17 protein-coding genes are annotated in these 21,659 nt (G+C 44.5%); 7 read left to right on the forward strand and 10 right to left on the reverse strand.

Annotation, left to right across the window (positions count from 1 at the left end; translation table 11 throughout):
• The first annotated feature begins 22 nt into the window (after positions 1-22).
• The 3 genes from U0033_RS14850 to U0033_RS14860 all read left to right on the forward strand — a co-directional run bounded on the left by U0033_RS14850 (position 23) and on the right by U0033_RS14860 (position 2,138).
• Positions 23-1,054, forward strand: coding sequence for a PorP/SprF family type IX secretion system membrane protein (locus U0033_RS14850; RefSeq protein WP_072362689.1), 1,032 nt, complete (start codon positions 23-25; stop codon positions 1,052-1,054).
• 48 nt (positions 1,055-1,102) lie between these two features.
• A complete protein-coding gene (locus U0033_RS14855) occupies positions 1,103-1,573 on the forward strand; it encodes a redoxin domain-containing protein (protein WP_072362690.1) in 471 nt (156 codons plus the stop codon).
• 247 nt (positions 1,574-1,820) lie between these two features.
• On the forward strand, positions 1,821-2,138 hold the full coding sequence (locus U0033_RS14860) for a T9SS type A sorting domain-containing protein (RefSeq protein WP_072362691.1): 318 nt from the start codon (positions 1,821-1,823) through the stop codon (positions 2,136-2,138).
• 150 nt (positions 2,139-2,288) lie between these two features.
• On the opposite strand, the gene U0033_RS14865 is transcribed toward U0033_RS14860, so the two are convergent.
• Positions 2,289-3,461, reverse strand: coding sequence for a class I SAM-dependent rRNA methyltransferase (locus U0033_RS14865; RefSeq protein WP_072362692.1), 1,173 nt, complete (start codon positions 3,459-3,461; stop codon positions 2,289-2,291).
• Positions 3,462-3,779: 318 nt separating this feature from the next.
• On the opposite strand from U0033_RS14865, the gene U0033_RS14870 reads away from it, so the two are divergent.
• The 4 genes from U0033_RS14870 (at position 3,780) to U0033_RS14885 (ending at position 7,783) form a co-directional block, all read left to right on the forward strand.
• Positions 3,780-4,337 (forward strand): nucleotide exchange factor GrpE, encoded by a 558-nt coding sequence (locus U0033_RS14870; protein WP_072362693.1) that lies wholly within the window; start codon positions 3,780-3,782, stop codon positions 4,335-4,337.
• 66 nt (positions 4,338-4,403) lie between these two features.
• On the forward strand, positions 4,404-5,567 hold the full coding sequence (gene dnaJ, locus U0033_RS14875; RefSeq protein WP_072362694.1) for a molecular chaperone DnaJ: 1,164 nt from the start codon (positions 4,404-4,406) through the stop codon (positions 5,565-5,567).
• Between the two features lie 168 nt (positions 5,568-5,735).
• Entirely contained in the window at positions 5,736-6,680 is a 945-nt protein-coding gene (locus tag U0033_RS14880; protein ID WP_072362695.1) for a class I SAM-dependent methyltransferase, read from the forward strand.
• A gap of 56 nt (positions 6,681-6,736) precedes the next feature.
• Positions 6,737-7,783: a glycosyltransferase family protein gene (locus U0033_RS14885; RefSeq protein WP_072362696.1), complete on the forward strand. Its 1,047-nt coding sequence runs from the start codon at positions 6,737-6,739 to the stop codon at positions 7,781-7,783.
• Positions 7,784-7,845: 62 nt separating this feature from the next.
• On the opposite strand, the gene U0033_RS14890 is transcribed toward U0033_RS14885, so the two are convergent.
• The 9 genes from U0033_RS14890 to U0033_RS14930 form a co-directional block, all read right to left on the reverse strand.
• The gene (locus tag U0033_RS14890) at positions 7,846-8,976 is read right to left on the reverse strand and encodes a glycosyltransferase family 4 protein (RefSeq protein ID WP_083571599.1); all 1,131 of its coding nucleotides are present in this window, start codon (positions 8,974-8,976) and stop codon (positions 7,846-7,848) included.
• 152 nt (positions 8,977-9,128) lie between these two features.
• Positions 9,129-10,922 carry a YfbK domain-containing protein gene (locus tag U0033_RS14895; RefSeq protein WP_072362698.1) on the reverse strand — a complete coding sequence of 598 codons (1,794 nt, stop codon included), beginning with the start codon at positions 10,920-10,922 and terminating at the stop codon, positions 9,129-9,131.
• A gap of 111 nt (positions 10,923-11,033) precedes the next feature.
• The gene (hpt, locus tag U0033_RS14900) at positions 11,034-11,576 is read right to left on the reverse strand and encodes a hypoxanthine phosphoribosyltransferase (protein WP_072362699.1); all 543 of its coding nucleotides are present in this window, start codon (positions 11,574-11,576) and stop codon (positions 11,034-11,036) included.
• A 294-nt stretch (positions 11,577-11,870) separates the two neighbouring features.
• A complete protein-coding gene (locus tag U0033_RS14905) occupies positions 11,871-13,778 on the reverse strand; it encodes a glucosaminidase domain-containing protein (protein WP_083571600.1) in 1,908 nt (635 codons plus the stop codon).
• Positions 13,779-13,912: 134 nt separating this feature from the next.
• Positions 13,913-14,557 (reverse strand): O-methyltransferase, encoded by a 645-nt coding sequence (locus tag U0033_RS14910; protein ID WP_072362701.1) that lies wholly within the window; start codon positions 14,555-14,557, stop codon positions 13,913-13,915.
• 114 nt (positions 14,558-14,671) lie between these two features.
• Positions 14,672-15,370, reverse strand: coding sequence for an LOG family protein (locus tag U0033_RS14915; RefSeq protein ID WP_072362702.1), 699 nt, complete (start codon positions 15,368-15,370; stop codon positions 14,672-14,674).
• 629 nt (positions 15,371-15,999) lie between these two features.
• A complete protein-coding gene (locus U0033_RS14920; protein ID WP_072362703.1) occupies positions 16,000-16,575 on the reverse strand; it encodes a hypothetical protein in 576 nt (191 codons plus the stop codon).
• A gap of 233 nt (positions 16,576-16,808) precedes the next feature.
• The gene (locus U0033_RS14925; RefSeq protein WP_245801798.1) at positions 16,809-17,840 is read right to left on the reverse strand and encodes a PorP/SprF family type IX secretion system membrane protein; all 1,032 of its coding nucleotides are present in this window, start codon (positions 17,838-17,840) and stop codon (positions 16,809-16,811) included.
• Positions 17,837-21,484, reverse strand: a complete 3,648-nt coding sequence (locus U0033_RS14930) for a gliding motility-associated C-terminal domain-containing protein (RefSeq protein WP_177318631.1) — start codon at positions 21,482-21,484, stop codon at positions 17,837-17,839. The genes U0033_RS14925 and U0033_RS14930 overlap by 4 nt, the downstream gene beginning before the upstream one ends.
• Between the last annotated feature and the right edge of the window lie 175 nt (positions 21,485-21,659).

Below are 21,659 nucleotides of genomic sequence, written 5' to 3' on the forward strand. Positions count from 1 at the left end.
TATTCCTATTTAAAATTTGCCGATGAGAAGGATTTGTAGAAAGCTGTTTGTGGCACTTTGTTTATGTCTGAGTTCCAGGCTAATGGCGCAGGATATTCACCTGTCGCAGTTTTATGAGACCCCCATTCTGCGAAACCCAGCACTGATAGGTCTCTTTAATGGAGATTACCGTGTACAGGCTGTGTACAGGAATCAGTGGAATAGTGTGACCATCCCTTATCAAACGGGGGCCTTAAGTGGGGAGTTGAAATTTCCGATAGGCCGTGGGGAGGACTTCCTCACTACGGGTGCACAGTTTACTTATGACAGAGCAGGTACTGCCAGACTACAGGCGGTACAGATTCTGCCAGCGATCAACTATCATAAGTCACTGAGTGAGGTGAAGAACATGTTCCTTTCTGTGGGGTTCATGGGTGGGTTTGTGCAAAGGCAGTTCGACGCTACCAAGCTAACTTTTAATAACCAGTATACGGGTGGCCGTTATGATCCTACCATCGGTTCCGGCGAAGAAGGCAGGCTAGCCTTGCGTGGATATGGCTACTGGGATGCAGGTGCGGGTATTAGTTTTAATAGCACGATTGGGGAGGATGTTAATTATTATATAGGCGCAGCCCTTTTCCACTTTAACCGGCCCAGGGTATCTTTCTATAAAGACAACAGTATTACGATGGATCCCAAGTATACTTTCAATGCGGGGATCACGATTCCGATGGATGAAAGGCTAAAACTGATTGCACAGTATAACCAGATCCATGAAGGAGCGTATGCGGAGTATAATGGGGGAGCGATCTTAGGATATATGTTATATAATGAAGGGCTGGAAAGTACCAGGGGGATATATGGCGGTGTGTTTATGCGCTGGGGCGATGCGGTAATCCCTACAATGCGCCTGGATATGGACAAGTACGAGATCAGCATAAGTTACGATTGTAATATTTCAAAACTGAAAACGGCGAGCCAGAGTTTTGGGGGATTTGAGCTGGCGCTGGTGTTTAAGGGGTTCCTGAATAGCAGGAACAGTACCCTGGATGCTGTGCATTGTCCAAGATTTTAATTCCCTTATTAATCCTTTACTATATTTGCCCGTCTAAAAAATTATAAAATGAGCATCGCAATCGGCACAATGGCACCAGCATTTTCTCTGAATGATACAGAGAAGAAAAAAGTAACACTGGAAGATTTCAAAGGACAGAACCTGGTTATCCTTTTCTTTCCATTGGCATTTACCAGTGTATGTACAGCAGAGCTGTGCAGTGTAAGAGATTCCCTGGCTACGTACAATGGGTTGAATACAGCAGTAGTTGGTATTTCTGTAGACTCTCCGTTCACCCTGGGTAAATTTAAGGCAGAGCAGAACCTGAACTTCCCACTGTTGTCTGATTTCAACAAGGAGGCATCCCAGGCTTATGGTGCTTATTATGAAAATTTCGTACTGGACCTGAAAGGGGTATCCAAGAGAGCTGCTTTCGTGGTAGACAAAGAAGGTACTGTGAAGTATGCACAGGTGCTGGAGTCTGCTGGAGATCTGCCTGATTTTGAAGCAATTAAGAAAACACTGGCTGAATTGCAATAAAAATTGCTGAAAAGCGTTAATTTTTGTTAAATACTAATGGCAGTGCTAACTTTTTGGCCTGCCATTTGTTATTTTTACAATAGGAATTGAATAAGGAGGGTCTGATTTAATAATATATTATATAATATGATAGATTATTTTGTTGTGCCAGCCCCCGCTATTTTAGAACGAAAAATAATAGATATTCGAAAAAATCTTTATCTTTACGGGTATGTGGAAAACCTTTACTCTTTTACTTACATGCTTTATGCTGCTGATCACCCTGAGTTCCAGGGCGCAGACGTATAGACCTGCTTCATCAAGCACTGATGGTGGTAGTAAAATTGTGAAATTGTACCCTAATCCTGCATCTTCCCGAATAAATTTTGAATTACAGCATAATAACGAACAGGTTTATGATCTTATTGTATTCAATTTTTTAGGAAAGATGGTAAGCCAGATAAAGAATGTGAGTAGTAAGACGACGGTGGAGCTGGATGGGTATTACAGTGGTTTGTATATTTTCCAGCTGAGAGATAGGCAGGGAACGCTGATAGAGTCTGGTAAGTTTAATGTGGTCAAGTAATAAACTAAAGATATTTTATGCTGGCACAGGCTAGCAAGCAAACAAAAAAGGCTGTCTTACGACAGCCTTTTTTGTTCTTGAAAATAGTTTTCATTCCCGTTGGTGGATTTCCTCTTTCATGAATGTTCTGTTTGGACATTCCTTTACAATTTATTGCACCTCAACGATCAGGAATTTCAGATATGTTGTATTCTCAATATTCCACAAAATCGGGTGATCCTGTGCCTGGGTCTGGAAAGTGACCTGTCTCAGTTTCTTTTTCGCATCTTTTGCAGCCATATCAATGATTTCCAGGAACATAGATGGTGGTACCAGGTTGGTACAGGAAGCTGTGACCAGGAATCCGCCTGGTTTCAGCAGTTTCATCCCTCTCAGGTTGATCTCTTTATAACCGGTGATGGCTTTCTGGATATTCTCACGGCTTTTGGTAAACGCCGGTGGATCCAGGATTACCACATCAAACTTCTTCTCTTCTTTGGTCCACTGCTTCAGCACATCAAATGCATTGACAGCCTGAAACTTACATTTATCTTCCAGGTTATTCAGCTGTGCATTTTTGCGCGCAGTATTCACTGCATGTTCAGAAATATCCAGCCCTAACACGCTCTTTGCGCCATAATAACCGGCGTGGCAGGAGAAGGTACCGGTATAACAGAAGGCTTCCAGTACATCCGCATCTTTTACGATGTGCTGAATGGCCCGGCGGTTATCCTGCTGATCCAGGAAGTAACCGGTTTTCTGACCATTTTCGATATCTACATGGAACTGTAGTCCATTTTCCCTGATGATAATATTGGTATCGAAGGGTGCGCTCAGGAAACCTTTTTGTTGTTGCATCCCTTCCAGCTCTCTCACGGGCACATCGTTTCTCTCATAAATACCTTTGGGAGAGAAAATTTTGGTCAGGGCATCGACGATAGCACCTTTCCACTTATCCATACCGAGCGCCAGGGTCTGTAATACGAAGTAATCGTTGAACTTATCTATGACGAGGGCCGGCATTTCGTCAGCTTCTCCGAATACCAGGCGGCAGTTTTCAGTATATCCGATCTGCTGACGGTATTTCCATGCCTTCAGGAGACGGCGATAGAAGAATTCCGCATCGATCTGCTCATCTTTGTCACGGGTCAGGAGGCGGACAAGGATCTGGGATTGCGGATTAATATATCCTCTACCCAGAAAGTGGCCCGAATGCGTGAATACATCCACTATATCACCTGCATCTACGGGGCCCTGGATCTCTCCTACTTCGTTTCCAAAAATCCATGGATGGCCTTGTAGTACGCGGTTCTGTATTTTTTTCTTTAAAAAAACTTTGGTCATTATCAATAGTTCGAAGGCGCAAAGGTAAGAAAGTGGGAGGATATATTCGGGAAAGGAAGGGGTATCGCTTATTCGAACAAGCATCGAACAAGCGTCGAAGAAGCATCGAACAAGCATCGAAGACAAAGTGGACCAGAAAGTGAACTCTAATCGGCTTAATTAAATTCAAGGATACTTCCCCTGGAAGGGAACTCGACTTTCAAAATGACATCTTTAGGAGGGAGCTTTGTCATTTTGGCGGCATTTGACTGCTTGGCAAGTAAATTGTCTGACGTACCTTTGTAAATTTACAATTAATAAACGAAAACATACTACCATATGCAGACAAACGGACAGGACACCGAAAACGGTAAAGGCATGCCAGATATTAATGCAGATGAGAACATAGCCGGCACCTCCCACCTTAACGATGCCTTGGCGGATGAAAGCGAATTCGACAAGAAACAACAGGAACTGGACGAGATGAAGGATAAATACCTGCGTCTGGTTGCAGAGTTTGATAACTTCAGAAAGCGCACAGCCAAGGAAAGAATTGAGTTAATGCAGACAGCTAACAAGGAGACCATTATTGCCTTGCTGGATGTACTGGATGACAGTGAACGTGCTGCTAAACAGCTCGAGAACACCACCGACTTTAATGCTATTAAAGAGGGCGTTATGCTGGTTTTCAATAAATTGAAATCAACACTACAAGCCAAAGGCCTGAAACCTATGGAGAATCTGCACAAAGAATTCGATGCGGATCTTCACGACGCTGTCACAGAAATTCCTGCACCTACAGAGGAACTGAAAGGGAAAGTACTGGATGAGTTGCAAAAAGGCTACATGCTGAATGACAAATTGATCCGTCATGCCAGGGTTGTAGTAGGTAAATAAGGTGACTTTCTGACAGAATAGTTTTTCTTTAACCACGCCGGCGTAATGCCGGCTTTAGTGCGATATATGTCTACCAAAAGAGATTATTACGAAATACTGGGCGTCGCCAAGTCTGCCTCCCAGGATGAAATTAAAAAGGCTTACCGTAAGGTAGCAATGCAGTACCATCCTGACCGCAATCCCAATGATAAGGAAGCAGAAGAAAAATTTAAGGAGGCAGCAGAGGCCTATGAAGTATTGAGCGATGCGGATAAACGCGCCCAGTATGACCGTTTTGGTCACGCGGGTATGGGTAACCGCGGTGGTGGTTACGGTGGCGGTAACATGAATATGGATGATATCTTCTCCAATTTCGGAGACATTTTCGGAGACGATATCTTCGGCAGCTTCTTTGGTGGAAACCGTGGTGGCGGTGGTGGTGGCAGACGTGGCAGAGGTACTCGTGGCTCCAATCTCCGTATTAAGATCCGCATGACCTACGAGGAGATCGCTAAAGGTGCCAATAAGAAGATCAAGGTAAAGAAACATGTACCCTGCCAGCATTGTGGTGGACTGGGTGCAAAAGATAAAAATGCTTTCCAGACCTGTAATACCTGTCATGGGTCCGGCCAGGTAAGGAAAGTAACCCAGACTTTCCTGGGTCAGATGCAAACTGTAGCTACCTGTCCTACCTGTCATGGAGAAGGCCAGATCATTACCAGCAAATGTGGCCACTGTAAAGGTGAAGGCCGTATGTATGGTGAAGAAATGGTAAGCATCGACATCCCGGCAGGGGTTCAGGAGGGTATGCAGCTGAGTATGAGCGGTAAGGGTAATGCAGGTGAAAGAGGGGGTGCTCCCGGGGATCTGCTGATCCTGATCGAGGAGGAACCACATCCGGAACTGCAGCGTGATGGGCTGAATGTAGCTTATGACCTGTATATTTCTTTCCCTGATGCAGTGTTTGGTACTTCTGTAGAGGTGCCGACTATCGATGGTAAAGCAAAGATCAAGATCCCTGCGGGCACGCAGTCTGGCAAGATCTTCCGACTGAAAGGGAAAGGGTTCCCTTCCGTAAATTCTTATGAGAAGGGTGATCAGCTGATTCATGTGAATGTATGGACACCACAGAATGTGAGCAGTGAGGAGAAGTCGTTCCTGGAGAAGGTGGCGAGTTCAGAGAATTTCCAGCCTAAACCGGAGAAGTCAGATAAAGGGTTCTTTGAGAAAGTGAGAGATATTTTTAGTTAAGAGCTTAAGTGGGTAGCTTGAAGTCTTAGTGGGATACCTTTTAGACCTTAGTAGGATAATTTTAAAATCTTAGGAGGTACTTTTAAGCCTTAATAGGATACTTTTTAAAACCGTTGATTGCTATGCGATCAACGGTTTTTTCGCTTTTTAGCCATAATTTTACCGCACATGTTCGATCCTTCCAAATTACAAATGCTAGAAAACCGGCTGGTAAAGGTTTACCGCCATATCAGTAAAATTGCGCGTCGCCAGCAAATTACCTGTTTCAGGGTGTATGATGATGATATCAATGAATTTCCTTTCAGTGTAGATCGCTATGACGATCATGTGTATGTATCTGAATATACCCGCCCGCATGGAATGGATGAGGAAAACCATGAATTGTGGCTGGATAGCTCCCTTGAAGTGATTGCAAAGGTGCTGGAAGTTCCTTTGGGAAATATTTGGGTGAAGCAAAGACAGCGGAAAGTGAGCAGACAGGAGCAATATGAAAAGGTGTCATTTGAAAGCCATGAAGTAGTGGTGCATGAAGCCGGACTGAAATTCAAGGTGAACCTATCCGATTACCTGGACACGGGCTTGTTCCTGGATCATCGCATTACCAGGGGAATGGTGCGGGCAGCATCGAAAGACATGAAAGTGCTGAACCTCTTTTGCTATACCGGGTCGTTTTCTGTGTATGCGGCGGCAGGTGGTGCGAGCGAGGTGGTGTCTGTGGATTTGTCAAAGACCTACCTGGCATGGGCAGAAGAAAATATGCAACTGAATGACCTGAAGGGGAACTTTCAGTTTGTACATGCTGATGTATTGCAATACCTGGATACCCTGCCGGCTGATTATTTTGACCTGGTGGTACTGGATCCTCCTACGTTTTCTAATAGCAAGCGAATGAAGGAGTTCCTGGATATTCAGCGGGATCATGTGTCTATTTTAAATAAGGTTTTGCACGCTACCAAACCAGGAGGCGTTGTGTACTTTAGTAATAATTACCGTAAGTTCCAGCTGGAAACAGAACAGATCCAGGCAAGTGCAATTAAGGATATTACCGGACAGACCATGCCTTTTGATTTTCAGCAGAAACTGATCAGGAAGTGTTTTAAGATTACTAAATAAGCCGTTTAACCTCATTTTTCATCTGGCTGTAGCTGTTAATTTTTCAAGATCGCACCATGAAGATATTGGTAGCCGGAGATTTCGAGCCAGACTACAACCGTACGAAAATTATCCTGGATGGTTTACGAACCATACCAGCAGTGTTCCTGTCTTTTTACAATTATAAGGAGCAAAGCAAGTGGAACCTTGCAGCCTTGCGTAAAGCCTGTAAGGAGGCGGATGTTATTTTTCTGCCTTCTTTTACTCACCAGGATGTGGCAATGATTAAATTCCTTTCAGGTAAACCGGTATTGTTTGATCCCCTCATCTCCAGATATCTCTCCAAAGTATTTGATTATAAAAAAGTTGCTAAGTTTTCCCCAAGGGCATTGAAGAATTACCTGAAGGATAAAATCGCTATGCAGCTGGCAGACCTGGTTATCTGTGACACAGCGGGGCACCGGGATTATTATCATCGTACTTTCAATATTCCCCTGCGCAAACTACATGTTGTTCCTGTGGGAGTTAATACAGATGAATTCCAGCCTGCCCAGGCTTTGAAAGTGAGAGACACTTTTGTGGTAGGATTTTATGGCGGATTTATTCCCCTGCAGGGCACCCGTATGATTGTGGAGACGGCGAAAGTATTGAAAGCCTATCCGGACATTCATTTCAGGTTGATTGGGAATGGATTTGAGTTTAAAGTTATCCAGCAACTAGTACAGGCTTATCAATTGAGTAATATTAGTTTAGCCGGTTGGGTGGCTTATGATCAACTGGCGGAAGAGATGAATCATTTTGATATTTGCCTGGGGATATTTGGGGAGACACTGAAAGCAGACCTGGTAATTCCTAATAAGATCTTTCATTATGCTGCGCTTGAGAAGGCTATTATCACGAAGGAATCTGCTGCTATCAGGGAGGTTTTTACTGATGGAAGGGATATTTTATTAACAGAAAATAAGGCGGAGGCGATTGCGGAAAAAATTCTTTTATTAAAAAACGATCAGGTGTTGAGGGGAAAACTGGCGAGAGGGGCTTATGAAACTGTTTCTGGGAGGTATAGCCATCGTGCGATTGGACAAATGGTGTATGAACTGGCTAAGCAACTTATGCCTGCGTAGCCTGCATATGAGCAGGGATTTTTCTAAGTATGTGTATTCTAAATTTCACATCCCTGCGTACATCAAATTTTACATGCCTGCGTAGCCGACATATGAGGCAGGGATTTTTCTAAGCTGGAAAGGTCAATCCCCGCTCCCATTTCATATAATAATTCCAGGTAAGATTGGGTAATGCACGACAAACTATGCCTTTCTGTTGTATAGACAAACGCACGTCTGGCAACTGATTCTCTCCTGGCAGGTTCTTCCAGCAAGGACTGTATACCAGCCGCCAATTGTTCCGGCTGATGGATTTCGCAGGAAACGGCCCTGCCTCCCTGGACAAGATCTGACAAGCCACCGGCATTTGTAGACACCACAGGAACCCTGTACATGAAAGCATCCAGCACACTACTTCCCAATCCTTCCTGTTCGGAGCTCATGGTAAAGATGTCGAGTACAGAAAAGATATCCTCCACGTTTTCATAAAAACCCATTAGTTTATACACATCTCCCAGGCCATATTCTTCAATTTTATCCCGCATTTGTTGTTCCAGCTCTCCCGTTCCAAAGTGCAGGAATACAAAATCACGACGAACAGCCGCCAGTTTACGGATGGCCTCGATCATGGTGAATGGATCTTTATGTTGAACAAGGGCGGCAGTTGTACCAATCAGGTGTAAGGAAGAATGTATGCCAGCTTCTCTGAGGATTTGTTCCGCTCTTAGTCTATCCAGTTTCTTTGCAATTATGGCACTGGAGATGAGGCGGACATCTTTTGCCCCAAAATCGGTGAGGATGCCTTTGATAGCATTGCTGATGGCAATGACCTGATCCGTCAGTTTGTATTTGAATAAGGTCATTTTACCATGGGGAACAAAATCCACGCGACGGGTGAAAATGATCTTTGCCCGGTGAAAGGGCTTGGAAAGAATAGCATATGTAAGGATATGGGAAGACTGCGCGTGAAGGACATCATAGCGGCTTCCCTTGAAGATCAGGAAGAATAGCACCCCAAAAATGCTGGTAAATGAATGGGTTTTAAAACCTTTTTCATTTGCCTTTTTCTGAAGCGGGTAGTTTTTTCTACAGAGCAGTTCTACATTGAGGCCCGCGTCTTTGAACCCGGACATGGTATACATAGTCTGCCGTTCACCTCCCCGCCATCCACGCTCGAAGTTTAGTTCAAGAATCTTAACTGACTTGCTATGCATTGATTTCCCACGTTTAATAGTTCAATTCCAAAATAGGTTGCGATAACAAGAGGTTAGATATTTTCAGGGGGCAAAGTTTAAAAGACAGCGGGCAGCTTTAACAAAGTTTAACAGTTGAGGTGGGAAATCCACTGTTAAACTTTGCAATCCAATTAATAAATACTTTTATTCTTTTTTAGGTCTTTCACCAGCTTGATAAATTCCTTACGATAATTTCCCTGATCATCTCCCTGAGACTTTTTAGCTATTTCTAACACCATTTTGCTATCCCCCTCTCCTTTATAGGCTGAATGCCTTAACAATAAGCCGCATAGTGCAACGGCGGATGCAAAACGGAAATCGGTATCAGCATCTTCGAAGGCTACACAGGAATCGGGGATCTGGTGCCAGATAGTATGAAATGAGGAGTCTGTTGGCAATTGGAAATTTATTTTTATTTGCGCCAAAAGGCTGTCAGCGGGTTTGAATACGACCTCTGTATCCCGGAGAGTTCCTCCTTCTGTTCCGGGTACGATCTCATACATTGCGAGCGCGCAATGCCCCGCTCCTACTATTCCTCCGGATACACGACCGCCTGTTGTATCTGCATTGCTGATCACTTTATTTTCATATCCAATCAGGCGATAGGATTTAACCATGGCAGGGTTGAAGTAGACTTCTGCCTGTACATCTTTGGCCACTGTAAACAAGGTGCCTCCAAATTCGCGGGCGAAGATCTTACTGGCTTCTTCAAGATTATCAATGTAGGCGAAGTTGCCATTGCCTTTGCTGGAAAGGGTTTGGAGCTTGCTATCTTTGTAATCACGCATGCCGAAACCGAGGCAGGTCAGTAGTACGCCACTCTCTTTTTTGCTTACAATGAGTTCTTCCATATCCACATCACTGGTCTGCCCCACGTTGAAATCACCATCAGTCGCCATGATCACCCTGTTATTACCATCTTTGATAAAGTTGTCCTGGGCCAGGCGGTAAGCGAGTTTGATGGCGGCTTCTCCTGCTGTAGCGCCGCCAGCACTGAGGTTATCGATCGCATTGAGGATTTTATCTTTCTGATCTCCGGGCGTACTGGGCAAGATAATACCGGGTGCACCTGCGTAGGCAACGATTGCTACATGGTCGTTCTTCCTAAGATTATTGACAAGGATGCGGAAGGCGGCTTGTAGCAAGGGTAGTTTATTGGCAGGGGCCATAGAGCCGGAGGCATCGATCAGGAATACGAGATTGCTGGGAGGCAGGCTATCGGTATGCATGACGGCACCTCTTATAGCAATTTGCAACAGGCGGTGCTCCGGTTTCCAGGGGCAGGTGGCGTAGCTGCTATAGATGGCTAAGGTCTGGTCTTTGGGGGGAGGCAGGTAGTGGTAGTTAAAGTAATTAAGCATTTCTTCGATACGCACGGCATCGACAGGGATCTTTTCTTTGAGGTGAATAAAACGGCGGATATTGCTATAGGCGGCCCTGTCTACATCTACAGCGAATGTGGAGTGGCTGCGGATCAGGGTTTTCATGAACTGATTTTCGTACATGGTGCCATAGGTTTCGTCGAAGAAGACGCGGGTACCCATGCTGGTATTGCCATAGTTTGGATTGGGTCCGGAAGAGGAGCGATCGCGGGCAATAGCTTTGGCTTTGGCGATGGCGTCCTGGGGGTTGTCGATGGCATCGAGTTGAACGAGGATACGGTTATACACACTGACAGGAACCCTTTTAGGGCGGTATTTATCCAGCTGGAAGAGTAATATAGCGTCCTGGGAAGGCACCGCAATCCGAAAAAGCCCGTACTGGTTAGTAGCGACTTTTGCGGTATCATTGATCACTGAGATTAATACACCGGGTAAGGGATTGTGTGAAATACTATCCTCTACGGCTCCGGTGATGTAAATTTTCTGTGCATTCGCAGGTACAAGGATTAGCAGGCTGGCAAGCAGCATCAGGAGCTTTTCCATTTTGTTTCTGCATCAGTTAATGTAATATAAGCAAAAAATCCCTCCTGTTTTTAAGGCAGGAGGGATTTTTTGAGTATTTGAATTTTTGCTTTACCCAGGGTAATACAAAAACTAAGCTTGTTCTACTAACTGGTAAATTTCAGGCAGGTTTCTACCCAGGCCATCATAGTCTAAGCCATAGCCCAGCAGGAATTTATTTGGTACACTAAAACCAAGATAATCGATATTGATCGGATACTTCATTGCTTCAGGTTTAGTGAGCAGGGAAGTGACTAACAGTTTTTTAGGCTGCTGATGTTCTAATTGTGGCAGGAACTGGCTGAGTGTTTTTCCTGTATCTACGATGTCTTCCAGGATGACTACCGTGCGGCCAAAGAGGTCTTCATCCAGGCCGATTGCCTGCACTACGGTGCCGGTCGATTTCATGCCTTTGTAAGAAGCGAGTTTGATAAACGAGATCTCTGCTTCTATGGTCAGGTATTTAAAAATATCAGCGGCGAACATGAAGGAACCGTTGAGGATGGCGATGAATAATGGTTTTTCACCTTTCAGGTCATTGCTGATCGCGGCTGCTAATTCCTGGATTCGGGATTGCAGTTTGTCTGCTGTGATGTAAGGTGTGAATTGTTTGTCATGAACCTTTATAACGGACATGTGTTTCCTTATTTACGATTGATTAAATTTTGTTGTTGCCGGATGATTTGTTTTGTGATTGGATTCATTAATGTTCGATTTTTACAATAAACAAATCCTTTGTGATTGGATTCATTAAGTGTTTGATTCTTGCAATAAATAAATCCTTCGTTACTGAATTCATTAAGTGTTCGATTCTTGCAATAAATAAATCCTTCGTTACTGAATTCATTAAGTGTTCTATTCTCGCAATAAATAAATACTTCGTTATTGAATTCTTACCTATTCAAATTATCCTCTTTTGCATTCACCCTATTATTGTACTCTCCCAACTAAAAGCCTTTGACCGATTTTTATATCGTATCCTTCCAGTTGATTCCATTCCCTTAACTGTTCTACTGTTACATTAAAGCGTTTAGATAAACCGTATAAGGTTTCTTTGGAAGTGACGTCGTGATATAACAGATTACCTACCTGAATAGTTTCCTCACCTGATGCGGGTGTTGAAGGAGTCTGCTGCGCAGCGGGTGTAGATGCTACTGGCTGAGCAGGGGAGCTTGCTGGTGTAGATGCAGCTGGAGTCGTCGTTATTGGTGTTGTTGCTACCGGTGTTGGTGCAGGTGCTCCGGTATTAGTGCTAACCGGAGGTGCAGGTGTAACCGAAGTAACAGGTGTTGATGCTGTTGGTGTTGAGGTAGGTGTGTCTACACTTGCAGATGTATTTGCTACAGGTTTTACTGGTGCCGGTGCAGGTGTAGCCGGAGTAACAGGTGTTGATGTCGTTGCTGTCGGTGTTGAGGTAGGTGTGCCTACACTTGCAGATGCATTTACTACAGGTTTTACTGGTGCTGATGCAGCTGTTCCTACACTTGCGGATGCATTCACTACAGGTGAAGTAGCAGTAACTGTTCCTGTTGCAACTGGTGCCGGATTATAAGTTGGCTTGGCAGCTGTTGGTGTTGTTGATGCAGGGGCCGGATTGTATGCCGGCTTCGCCGCTGTGGCAGCTGGTTTTGCGACTGTATTACCAGCAGCTGCATTAGCGGGAGTACTATTCCCTGCCGGTGTCACATCACCAATCTTCTTCAAATCATCCACCATTCCATCAGGCAATTTATTTACCTGTTGTTTTGATTGCGCCGGTTGTTGCTGTGCCAGCTGTTGTTGCCGTTCCATCTCGGTCTTCACATCATCCACTATCTGCTTAGGATTCAGGTCTCCTTCTGTTAGATCTTCCGGCGGTGGTATCTTTGCCAGTTCAGGCTTTGTGCTTGCATAGCCCTGCAGTGCCAAACGCTGGCCGGCAGCAGGTTCTTCTCCTTCCTTCATCTTGTTACGACGGCGTAACCAGCGTAACTGTATCCCTTCTGCCTGGGAAATATCATACATCGTTTCACCCTGCTTCACTACGTGAAAATCATTCTTACCGGATTTCCCCTTCTTCTCCAAAAAGATATAATTGCTCTTCGGCAAAGGATCATCATTTGCCAGATCATTATACTTCACAAGATTACGCAGCTTGATATCCTTTTCATTCGCGAGCTGTATCAATGCAGTACCCGCCTGTGCATACAGCACTTTACGGCCATTGATTTCAAATACGCCGGATGGAATGGGTTTATCAGCAGCTGCATTGCCGTTTCCGGTAGCGGAGTTCGAAGTTTTTGTAGATGTACCTGTGGAAGGTTTAGACCTGGCTACCAGGCCCTCTCCTTCCATCGTATATTGCTGTAAGTTATAGTCTTCGATTACCTTGATCAATTGCTGCGGATATGTTTTGCTGGTAGCATAACCCGCCTGCTTCAGTCCATATGCCCATGACTTGTAATCTTCCATCTGAAACTGGAAGAGGAATGAATAACGTGGGTTATTCTTCAGGAAGTCAGAGTGATCCTTGTATGAATCAGCAGCTGTACTGTATTTGCGAAAACATTCCTGGCGTGCATCATCATCATAGTTCACAGTTTCACCTGCCCAGTTGTTTTTACACTTGATACCAAAGTGATTGTTGGAATTCTGTACCAGCCAGCTATTGCCGGACTGTGTTTCCAATACGCCCTGTGCCAGGGTAATGGAAGCCGGGATTCCACTCCGCTTCATTTCATCGATTGCGATATCCTTATACGTCGCAATGTATTGCGGTGTCGAGGTGCCCTGTGCTTTCACCAATGGCATGCAGCCAATTAGAAAACTGACCGTGAAAAAGTATCTCCTTAGTTGCATGTATATGAATTTAATGGGTTCGTTTTTGAATAAAATTGTGCCTCCTGGTTGTTGTTAAATTCGCTTTCAGGAGGACAAATTTGTAGGAATGATATCTAATCAGGTCAGTCAATCAAATTCAACAAAAGCCAATCTCAACTCTTCTTCCTGATCATCAGCAATCCATCACGCAGCGTAAGCAATAACTGTTCCGAACGCCCATCTGCAGCCACTTTCTCACAAAATTTTACCATCGCTTTAGCATTATTGCTTTGCTGCGCACTTTCCAGCAAAGTCTCCCCATGAAACATCACATTATCTGCTAAAATAATTCCGCCAGGACGTAATTTATCCCACACGAGATCATAATATTTCTCATACCCTACCTTGTCTGCGTCAATAAATACCAGGTCAAATACTTCGTCAAACTGCGCGATGATATCCGCAGCTTTGCCAATATGCATTTTGATCTTATCAGAAAGGCCAGCCTTCTCAAAGTAACGCAAGCACATATCTTCTCTTTCTTCGTTCATGTCAATGGTATGCAATATACCTGCAGGCGTAAGCCCCTGCGCCAGGCAAATGGCAGAGTATCCTGTATATGTCCCTAGTTCAAGGATCCTTTCCGGACGCAGCATATGGCTCACCATGCTAAGGAACTGCCCCTGCAGGTGACCACTCAGCATATGCGGCTGCTCTACCTTCAGGTTTGTTTCCCTGTTCAACAGCCGTAGCACCTCACTTTCCGGGCTTGTGTACTTCTCTGCAAACGCTTCCACGTTGGCTGGAATTATATCCATTGCGTGTAATTTTTGCAAACCTACAGAAAATACCCGGAGGGTGGCGTTCCTCTTTAATTTATACCGGGAATTGTAGGGCCTATGAGCTTCACTCACAGGCCTATAATAAAAGTATTAGAAATTAGGCCGCAGCTTGTTCGTCGTATAAAATACCCTGAAATACTCCACTACCTCATCCGCAGTATCAAATAACTTCAAGAGCCCCAGGTCCTCCGGTGATATATTACTCTCCTTCTCCATCATCGTTGTCCTGATCCATTCCAGCAGCCCGCTCCAATATTCCTTACCTACCAGTACCATGGGGGTTTCCGTCATCTTCTTTGTCTGAATAAGTGTCGCCACCTCAAAGAATTCATCCATCGTGCCAAATCCGCCAGGCATCATGACAAACCCCTGGGAGTACTTGGTAAACATGACTTTACGTACAAAGAAGTAGTCAAAATGAAGGTTTTTATCGTGATCTACGTATGAATTCGGAAACTGTTCGTGTGGCAATGTAATATTTACCCCTACTGACTTGCCTTTGGCCTCCTGGGCACCACGGTTTGCCGCTTCCATTACTCCCGGACCACCACCTGTGATAATCCCAAAACCTTCATCAGCAAGGCGGCGGCCTATTTCATGGGCCAGTTCATAGTATTTATTGCCAGGCTTGGTTCTGGCCGAACCGAAGATGGAGATGCATGGCCCCATTTTAGCCATGGCTTCGAAGCCTTCTACAAATTCGGCCATAATCTTGAAGATCTGCCAGCTGGAGTGTGCTTTGGTTTCCGTCCAGTCCCTTTCTTTCAAATTCATTAAACGATCGTTCATTATAGCTATGGATTTTTTTTATATATGCTAAAATACTAAAGAATTAGCCTGCGGCAGCAAGAGAAGGGGAGATTTTTTGATGATTAGGTTCCCGGCAGGGAAAAGCATAAAACAAGGACTTTATCTTCCTCTAAAGAGAAAAACGTCAGATAACATTATAAATTTAAAGAAGCAGGTAACTTGAAAGAAACCCGCTTAACATTTAACACGTTATGAACATGCAGCAGCCTATAAGGCCCACCGCATTCTCTTAAATATCTTTATGCTGGATTGACACATAATCAAGTTATATAGCATAGCAAAAAACAGCACAGGTGCTGGTCACTTCAAGGTTTTCCTCATATAGTAATTTGCTCTCTGCCGCAGCAGATTTGTGTACAGTACAATGCCTTCATCCTAACGTGGTTTATCCTATTGGCCAGGCAACGTGGAAGGCCAATTTTTACAAAAATTACAGATAATAACCCATAAAAACAATTATGGCACTGAAATAATCATGATACCTGTGATAACAAGTTTTACAACAGTGTCAATTCTACAATTTATCTACGCTAAAATACAGCTGGTAAAGGGAAATGAAAAAAGGCTGACCAGAAAACCGGTCAGCCTTTTTTATGAAAATGATCTGATTAAAATCCTAATGTTGCACCTACCCGCAGGATCAAACCATTGGAATAAGGTGATCTGCTATCCTGCACCACATCGTATAAGGCCATGATATTGATTGCGGCCCTGTCACTGACAGGTTGTACATAACCACCGCCCAACAGCAGGCTGGGTACGCCGTAATGATCTGTATAGGTCTGCTTTGGATTATACAGGGTAGTCTTTACGCTGATGGCGTTATATTCCGGCTGTACGTGAATGAACATAAAGTCGAATGGATAGAAACGCCCCCAGAGTCCGCCACCTAAGATGGTGTACTGGTTACGTTTTTGTGTGCTGCCATCGTAATAACGGAAGTGCTCTGCACCGTATTGAGCATTGATTGCGACACCGGCCGCAAACATTTCGTTGAAGCGAAGACCGATTATCGGGGAGAAATCAATGTTGGTATAATCCCCAAAAGCAAGTCCTGCCGAACCACCAATCATAAGGCGCGATGTGTTGCGTTCTTTTATCCTGGCAGTGTCGGATTTGTAATACTGCGCCTGCGCCAGGTGAACAGTAGCCAGCAGGAATAAGCAAAACAATAATCTTTTCATAGTATACTTTGAGTATTATTTGATTGTTGAAAGCACCAATAGTTTAACGTTGATGGTAAGCAGCAAGTTACACCATTTTTAGGAAGGGGAAATACCTGGAGTTGTGGCCTGCGGCAGCAAGGAAAAGGTTGCTCTTTTTGAAATGGCCAGAATGCTTACTGTAGCAAAAAAGAAGCCTTTATAAAAGAATAATGGTCTGACCTTATTCAAGTCAAACCATTACTAAAATATCATTAGAAACTCGGGCATATCGTCATCCGCTTCGCCCCGTTAAACGCCCTGTTAGGATACAATCCCGTATACACTATCCCCACTTCATAAGCTCCCCTATGGCTATTCGCAGCCGCCAGTGACGACATCGTTGCATCATAACTAAACATCATCTTCACCCCTTTCAACTGGTACCCCACCAGCAAGATCGCCGCATCCTTTGCCCTCACATACACCCCACCATACATTTGCGTCTCCCCATGCTCCGATAAATTATACGCCAGGTTACCACCTATCACCACTTCATTCGCCCCCGCCTGCCTTGCGTAATAGGCAGATGGATTGATGATCACCTTATCACTCATCTTGATACTCGCATTGATAAATCCTGTATACAATCTCGGAATCACTGTATTCCCTTCATAGAATGTCTCACGAGGTTTGTTCACATGCTGTGCAGAAACCCCTGCATTGATATAAATATTATCTGTCGGGAAATAGGCATAATTCATCCCCACCTGCATATCATAATACGTCACACTTGTTGCACTGAATGGCTCTGCTGTCGGTACCTGCGCATCAAAGAATTTTCCATTCCACTGATCGCCAAATGTCAGCTTCGTGACATCCACTCTTTTATTGGCACTCCCCACATTAAAACCCAATGACAACAAACTACTCTGCCCTAATAACTGATGATACGCGACAGATGCATAGGCTTTGGTAGATGTCAGGTTTCCTGAACCCGCCACATCCCGCAGCAACACAGCGCCTACCCCTACCCAGCCATATTCCAGCTTGTCACGAAACAACTGAAAATCACCAAATGCAGACATCGTCCTGTAAGGTACAGGAATACTCGCCCACTGGTCGCGGTACGTTACGCCCAAACGATAATTACCGTCGGGAATAAATCCTGTATTAGCCGGATTAGTCAGCAATGGAGCATTGAAGTACTGAGAGAAATGCATATCCTGCCCAATTCCCTGTAATGCTGTTCCCAACAGCATTGTACAACCCGCAATAATTTTTACAAACTGCTTCATGTTCGTCATCTTAACAAGGTTACACTACCGTTCTTTGTTGCCGATGTGCCATCAGTGAACTGAACATTGATGACATAGGCATAGGCATCCATTGGCTGAATCGTTCCAGCGTATATTCCGTTCCAGCCGATATTCGCATCATTCGTTTCGAATACCATACGGCCTGCGCGGTTATAAATTTTCATGTTGAACTTAGCGATGCCAAACCCTTTCACTAAGAATATATCATTCACACCATCTCCGTTCGGAGAGAAAGCGGAAGGAATATCAAACAATGGTATTATGAGCGCACTCACCTGCTTGAGCGCTGTATCCTTACATCCTGTAGCATTGGTAGCAATCAGGTACACATCATAGATACCGGTGGCACTGTACTGATATACCGGGTTTGTCTGTGTTGAAATTTTACCATCGCCAAACTCCCACTCAAAAGCAATTGCATCTGCCGATGACTGATTGGTAAACGTTACCGGTGTATTTTCTATCGGTGTCACCGGTGCATAAATAAAGTCGGCTGTTGGCGAATCGAATACATGTATTGTAATGGTGGTATCATCGGTCTTGTTACAGGTGTTGTTATCCACTGCATGCAGAGTTACTTTATAATCGCCTGACTGGAAATAAGTGTGAGTCGGATAAATATCTGTGGATGTACCGCCATCACCAAAATCCCATGTGAAGGATTCACCGCCCGCAGTCGTATTATTAAATTCCAGTGTAGCCGGCACACAGGAACTATCAGGCACTATAAATGAAGCTCTCACGTTGGCAGCTACACGTAATGTCATGGTACGTACATCAGGTGCATTACAATAGTTTGTATCTACCAGTGTCAGTGTTACATTGTAAATACCATCTGCTGCAAAAGAATGTTGATACGGGAAGTCAGTAGGTCCAACTGTTATTGCACCTGTGCCATCACCAAAATTAAGTTTGAATGAATTGCTCTGATAAGGTTTAGGTGGTGTGCTCACCAGGTCAAATGAATAAGTCAGCGACTCACATGGCGGCAGCCTGGTAGCTGTCATATTGAACACCGCTTCGTCTGTTCTGATACGCAGCGCCAGCCTGGCAGTATCACAACCATTACAGCTGGCTGGGTCACATTTGACGAGGGTTACTGTATAGTTACCAGGAAACTTATAAGAATGCTTAACAGTATCGCTGGTACCGGTTACTTCCGGTGAACCATCTCCAAAATTCCATGTCCAGCTAACAGCGTTTGTGCCGGTCGTATCTATGAATGTAAGGTCTGCAGGAACGCAATAATTTGTTTTTCTCTCCAGTGTTTTGATACCTGCTCTTATACCATCGAGGTTGAATGCAATCTTCAGGCAACCCAGGTTACATTTATTATCCGGAGGTGCTGTTGTAGCATATGCACCAGGCGTTGTAGGATACCTGGGCCGGAAGCTGGCGCTTGTACCACACCATGCGCATATACCCTGGTAGATCACTCCATTTCTATCAAAACGGCTGGTACCGCCATCTACGTGTTCATAGGTACCGTTCCCCCCAAAGTAGCTACCGAAGAGGATATCGCGGGCATCCTTCTGCAATACAAAGAAGTAGAAGTCCTGTGTATCCGTAGTTCTCTGCAATGCATTTTTTAGCGGCATTCCACTTGTATTGGAATTGGGATAACGCAGGTTGATATCAATACCTCCTCCCCATCCGGATACATACACATTCTCACAACGGTCTACCAGGAAGGCTACGGGTGAAATACTTGGTGAAGACGATGCTTTACCAAATGTGGTGCTGTATACAAAGGCGGAAAGATCCGGTTGCAGTTTCGCAATGAACTGCCTGGATTTATCATTATAAAATGTGCTGGTTCCTGTAGGCTGTACCACCGGCCAATCTCCTTCTGTTGTACCCATGATGTACACAAAACCTTTGCTGTCCAGTTGTATACCATACACCTGGTCAGCGGCAGGGGTGGTAGCACCCATATAAGTACTTTGTGTAATAGTGGTACCATCTGCTGTTATATGCGCTATCCAGCCATCACATGCACCACCTCTGTTTGATTTGTATAAGCCATTTCCTTTCATAGGGAAATCATTGCTGGCTGTACCACCTGCTACATACAAACTATTGGTGCCATTCAGTGCCAGTACATAAGCCGCATCTTCATTGCTACCACCTATAAATGTAGCCCATACCAGGTTAGAACAATCAGGTGAAATCTTCATGACCACACCATCCTGTTTGCCACCGAATGTAGATTGCAATACACCTGTGGTGACAGGGAAATCGCCACCACGGGTACAACTGGCTACATAGATATAACCATCACTGTCTATCACCACTTCACTGCGTGCATCATCACCATAGTTTCGCAGCAGTAAGCTTGGACCCTGGGCCCTGTCCTCACGAATGTTCACACCATCATCCGCACTGGAGCCAATTACCAGTGAGCCTATAAAATTAGAACCGTCTGCATTCAATTTTGTTACTGCGATATCCCAGCCACTTCTTTTTCCAATCTCTTTGGAATAAGGATAATCAGTAGATGTCGTTCTGCCTGAAATCACGAGGTTATTATCAGCATCCACGAATAGACTGTGCGGTTGTTCCTTACCACTCCCACCCAGGTAGGTAGCGTAAATGAGCTGACGCCCGTTGGACGAAAACTTACTGATAGCTATATCAAATGAACCGCTACCATAAGCTGTCTGGAAAGCTCCTGTTGTAGCAGGATACCCGTTTCCGAATACAATCCCTCCACCATAGAAATTACCTGCACCATCGTAGGTAGCTGTAAAGCCCCAGTTGTCTGCTTTAGAACCCGTTACGGTAGAGAAGATATAACTTGGATCGATGATGAGAGGATAGGCTTTGTTATAATCGCTTATTTTATATTTCAGTTTTGTGCCGCTGAGCGCGTAGGATACCTTTACGCTTACACGCTCGTTATCGATGTACTGGTATGCGGTAGGCATTTGTTCTGTGACGGTACCTACGGAAGTGGTGATGATCAGGTTTCCTTTCTTTACTTCTACTTTGTCCGCCCCTGAATATTCCATCAGCACCTGTGATGCATCGGCACCTGGTGCTACGATCAGGTCATATTTCAACACACCGGCATCAGAATATACCTGCATATCAATGCCGGTGTACAAAGATTTGTAATTGACCAATCCATATGATTTGACATGTGATTGCCATTTGGATTTATCAGTTCCGATCAGGTAATTTGAATAGCTGTCTTCTGCTTTATCTGCGGAGACTTCCGGGTTGTTTGCATTCAGGAAGGATACTTCGTACGCATGGCATCTGATGGCTGGCAGGGAATCAGTATTGGAGCCGGAGGATGTGCGGGCGTTGGAACCAGTTACGTCACCACGTACCCATTGAAAGGTGGTATCTCCCAGGCCTGCGTGACCATGTATTTTTTCGGCCAGCGCATACATGTCATCTTTGTTCTGTAACAGGAACATAAAACCGCTGCGCTTCAGGAATACAGCTCCGCCACCCATATCTGCTTTGTATAGGAAATTGCCTGTCCACTGCCCTTTATTCTCCGTGAATTTCAGAGCTGTGCTATAATACATTTCCTGCGTCGTCGCCGTCTGTGCCATCATTTTTCCACCTGCAAAAAGCGAAATGATAAAAGCCAGGCAGCCTATAGGGAACCTACATTTCATCCGTATTGTATATTTCTTGTTTTTATCCATTGGGATATCAATGGATAAGGAGTATTTTATGTCTTGATCAATGTCACTAAGCTTTAACGCAGAAGTCGGTAATATGTTACCGCAATAACAGCGCCAAGCTTTAGTATGTATTATCCCAACCTGCCTGCTACGGGAATTAGATCAT

It is taken from the genome of Chitinophaga sancti (assembly GCF_034424315.1).
In the GTDB taxonomy this organism is placed as follows: Bacteria; Bacteroidota; Bacteroidia; order Chitinophagales; family Chitinophagaceae; genus Chitinophaga; species Chitinophaga sancti.

Bases quoted from the DNA above. Each gene is read 5' to 3' on its own strand.
- U0033_RS14850 (WP_072362689.1), top strand. From the start codon at position 23: ATGAGAAGGATTTGTAGAAAGCTGTTTGTGGCACTTTGTTTATGTCTG.
- U0033_RS14855 (WP_072362690.1), top strand. From the start codon at position 1,103: ATGAGCATCGCAATCGGCACAATGGCACCAGCATTTTCTCTGAATGAT.
- U0033_RS14860 (WP_072362691.1), top strand. From the start codon at position 1,821: ATGCTGCTGATCACCCTGAGTTCCAGGGCGCAGACGTATAGACCTGCT.
- U0033_RS14865 (WP_072362692.1), bottom strand. From the start codon at position 3,461: ATGACCAAAGTTTTTTTAAAGAAAAAAATACAGAACCGCGTACTACAA.
- U0033_RS14870 (WP_072362693.1), top strand. From the start codon at position 3,780: ATGCAGACAAACGGACAGGACACCGAAAACGGTAAAGGCATGCCAGAT.
- dnaJ (WP_072362694.1), top strand. From the start codon at position 4,404: ATGTCTACCAAAAGAGATTATTACGAAATACTGGGCGTCGCCAAGTCT.
- U0033_RS14880 (WP_072362695.1), top strand. From the start codon at position 5,736: ATGTTCGATCCTTCCAAATTACAAATGCTAGAAAACCGGCTGGTAAAG.
- U0033_RS14885 (WP_072362696.1), top strand. From the start codon at position 6,737: ATGAAGATATTGGTAGCCGGAGATTTCGAGCCAGACTACAACCGTACG.
- U0033_RS14890 (WP_083571599.1), bottom strand. From the start codon at position 8,976: ATGCATAGCAAGTCAGTTAAGATTCTTGAACTAAACTTCGAGCGTGGA.
- U0033_RS14895 (WP_072362698.1), bottom strand. From the start codon at position 10,922: ATGGAAAAGCTCCTGATGCTGCTTGCCAGCCTGCTAATCCTTGTACCT.
- hpt (WP_072362699.1), bottom strand. From the start codon at position 11,576: ATGTCCGTTATAAAGGTTCATGACAAACAATTCACACCTTACATCACA.
- U0033_RS14905 (WP_083571600.1), bottom strand. From the start codon at position 13,778: ATGCAACTAAGGAGATACTTTTTCACGGTCAGTTTTCTAATTGGCTGC.
- U0033_RS14910 (WP_072362701.1), bottom strand. From the start codon at position 14,557: ATGGATATAATTCCAGCCAACGTGGAAGCGTTTGCAGAGAAGTACACA.
- U0033_RS14915 (WP_072362702.1), bottom strand. From the start codon at position 15,370: ATGAACGATCGTTTAATGAATTTGAAAGAAAGGGACTGGACGGAAACC.
- U0033_RS14920 (WP_072362703.1), bottom strand. From the start codon at position 16,575: ATGAAAAGATTATTGTTTTGCTTATTCCTGCTGGCTACTGTTCACCTG.
- U0033_RS14925 (WP_245801798.1), bottom strand. From the start codon at position 17,840: ATGACGAACATGAAGCAGTTTGTAAAAATTATTGCGGGTTGTACAATG.
- U0033_RS14930 (WP_177318631.1), bottom strand. From the start codon at position 21,484: ATGAAATGTAGGTTCCCTATAGGCTGCCTGGCTTTTATCATTTCGCTT.